Source organism: Streptomyces sp. SID11385, from assembly GCF_010548245.1.
Lineage (GTDB): Bacteria > Actinomycetota > Actinomycetes > Streptomycetales > Streptomycetaceae > Streptomyces.
On sequence record NZ_JAAGLR010000896.1, the window covers coordinates 1 to 2,565 of the forward strand.

Below are 2,565 nucleotides of genomic sequence, written 5' to 3' on the forward strand. Positions count from 1 at the left end.
CCACCCGCGCCGACTGCCCCGGCTGCGCCTCCATCCGCGCTGTCCGCCCCGGCCGGTTCCGCGCTGCCTGCCCCGGCCAGTCCGGCCCCGGTGCCAACCGTCTCGGCTACCCCTCCAGGCGCGCCGGCCGTTCCGCCTCCCGTGCCGCCCGCCCCCGCCACCCCGCCACCCACGCCGGCCACCCCGCCCCCCACCCCACCCGCCGCCCCCCGCAGCAACCACCCCACCGCCGCCACCGACCCCAGCGCCACCCACAGGTTCGGCATCGCCTGGGGGCCGTACAGGAGCGCCGTCCACAGGGAGGCGAAGAGGCCGGCCGCAAGGGCGCAGCGGGCCGTGCCCAGCAGGGCGCGCCATACCGCGAAGGCGGTGTACAGGGCCGCCGTGGACAGCAGTGCCAGCCAGAGGTGGACCGCGTGCGGGTCGTTCGTCAGCCAGGTCAGGGGAGCCGTCAGGTAGGTCACGCCGCGCGAGCGCGGGGCCGAGAAGTAGGCGGCGGGGTGGTGCGGGTCCGTCTGCGACACGTAGACGGACTCGTCCCAGCCGAGGCCCAGCCAGGGGACGACGGCGGCCAGTTGGACGAGGCCGTAGGCCAGGGCCACGAACGCCAGCGCCGAGGGGGAGCGGCGCGCGGCGGCACGGGGTGACGAGGCGACGGTGGCGAGGGCGGTGGGGGTGCTCATCGCCGACACCTTCACCTATGGCGGGAAGCGTACGAAACGTGACGCGCCGGTCATATCATCTCGCCCCCGCCCGGCCGCGACCATCTGGCCGCCCGTCACCTCATCGGCTACGTTCCAGCACACGAGCCGACAACCCGTCACCCGGTCCTCGGGAGCCCCCGGCCAACCTCCGGCGGCCCCCGGCCCCTCCCGGACAAAGGAGCCCCGTGCGCGCACAGACGCTGAGAGCCCTCCTCGCGGCCCTCGTGGCAGGCACCCTCACCGCCGGCATAGCAAGTACGGCCACGGCAGCACCCCGGCCCGCCGCCCCCACCGCCCCCACGACCTCCGGAAGCACGAGCGCCCCCGCCCCCGACACCCGCGACATCAAGGAACGCCTCCTCTCGATCCCCGGCATGAGCCTGATCGAGGAGAAGCCCGTCAGCGGCTACCGCTACTTCGTGCTCGCCTACCGCCAGCCGGTCGACCACCGCCACCCCTCGCGCGGCAGCTTCACGCAGCGCCTCACCGTCCTGCACAAGGACACGAGCCGCCCCACCGTCATGTACACGAGCGGCTACGACGTCTCCACCAGCGCGTCCCGCTCCGAGCCGACCCGGCTCGTCGACGGCAACCAGGTCTCCGTCGAGTACCGCTACTTCTCGCCCTCGCGCCCCCAGCCCGCCGACTGGTCCAAGCTCGACATCTGGCAGGCCGCGAGCGACCAGCACCGCATCTACCGGGCGCTCAAGAAGGTGTACGGGCAGAACTGGCTCGCCACCGGCGGCTCGAAGGGCGGCATGACCGCCACGTACTACGAGCGCTACTACCCGCAGGACATGGACGGTGTCGTCGCCTACGTCGCGCCGAACGACGTGAACAACGCCGAGGACTCCGCCTACGACCGCTTCTTCGAGAAGGTCGGCACGGCCGAGTGCCGCGACGCGCTCGACGCGGTCCAGCGCGAGGCCCTGATCCGCCGCGAGCCGCTGGAGAAGAAGTACTACGCGGAGCAGGCGAAGAGCGAGGGCTGGTCCTTCGGCACGGTCGGCACGCTCGACAAGGCGTACGAGGCCGTCGTCCTCGACCTCGTGTGGGGCTTCTGGCAGTACTCGGGCGAGGCCGACTGCGCCGACGTGCCCGACGCGAGGACGGTGAGCGACGCGGACCTGTACGCGTACGTCGACGCGATCTCCGGCTGGTCCTTCTACACCGACCAGGGCCTCGCCCCGTACACGCCGTACTACTACCAGGCCGGTACGCAGCTCGGCGCCCCCACCATCTCCCTCCCGCACCTCAAGGGCCTGACCCGCTACGGCTACCAGCCGCCGCGCAACTTCGTGCCCCGCGAGATCCCGATGCGCTTCGACCGGCGCGCGATCCCGGACGTCGACCGCTGGGTGCGCCACCACGCGCGGCACATGCTCTTCGTCTACGGCGAGAACGACCCCTGGGGCGCGGAGCGCTTCCGCGTCGGCGCCGGGTCGAGGGACGCGTACGTCATGACCGCGCCCGGCGCCAACCACGGCGCGAACATCGCGGGCCTCGTCCCCGGCGCCCGCGCACTCGCCACGGCGCGCGTGCTCGACTGGGCGGGCCTGGACGCGGGCACGCAGGCGGCGGCGCCGCTCGCGCGGCTCGACAAGGCCCCGGCGGAGGAGCCGAGGCTGCGACCGTAAACCGGTCCACTAGGCGACGGGTACGGGGGCGAGGCGCGGCGCGTCCTGCCCCCGTACCGGCACCGCGCACCCCACCGGCCGCGCCCCGCCCACCGTCACGTACAGCTCCGTCCGCTCCGGGCACTCCGTCCGCTCCCGCACCGTCGCGACCACCCGGTACGCGGGCCGTTCCGCGCCGCGTGCCCCGCACGCCGTCTCGCGCACCTTGCCCGCGCCGACGGCCC

At 74.0% G+C, this 2,565-nt stretch carries 1 protein-coding gene and 2 pseudogenes; 1 reads left to right on the top strand and 2 read right to left on the bottom strand.

Annotated features, from left to right (window positions below):
• A pseudogene (locus tag G3I42_RS27355) lies at positions 1–683 on the bottom strand (hypothetical protein); the annotation flags it as partial.
• 221 nt (positions 684–904) lie between these two features.
• Between G3I42_RS27355 and G3I42_RS27360 the strand changes: the two are divergent.
• The gene (locus G3I42_RS27360) at positions 905–2,341 is read left to right on the top strand and encodes a S28 family serine protease (protein WP_203607414.1); all 1,437 of its coding nucleotides are present in this window, start codon (positions 905–907) and stop codon (positions 2,339–2,341) included.
• A 9-nt stretch (positions 2,342–2,350) separates the two neighbouring features.
• Here the strand turns inward: G3I42_RS27360 and G3I42_RS27365 are convergent.
• Positions 2,351–2,565 (bottom strand): annotated as a pseudogene (locus G3I42_RS27365) (hypothetical protein); the annotation flags it as partial.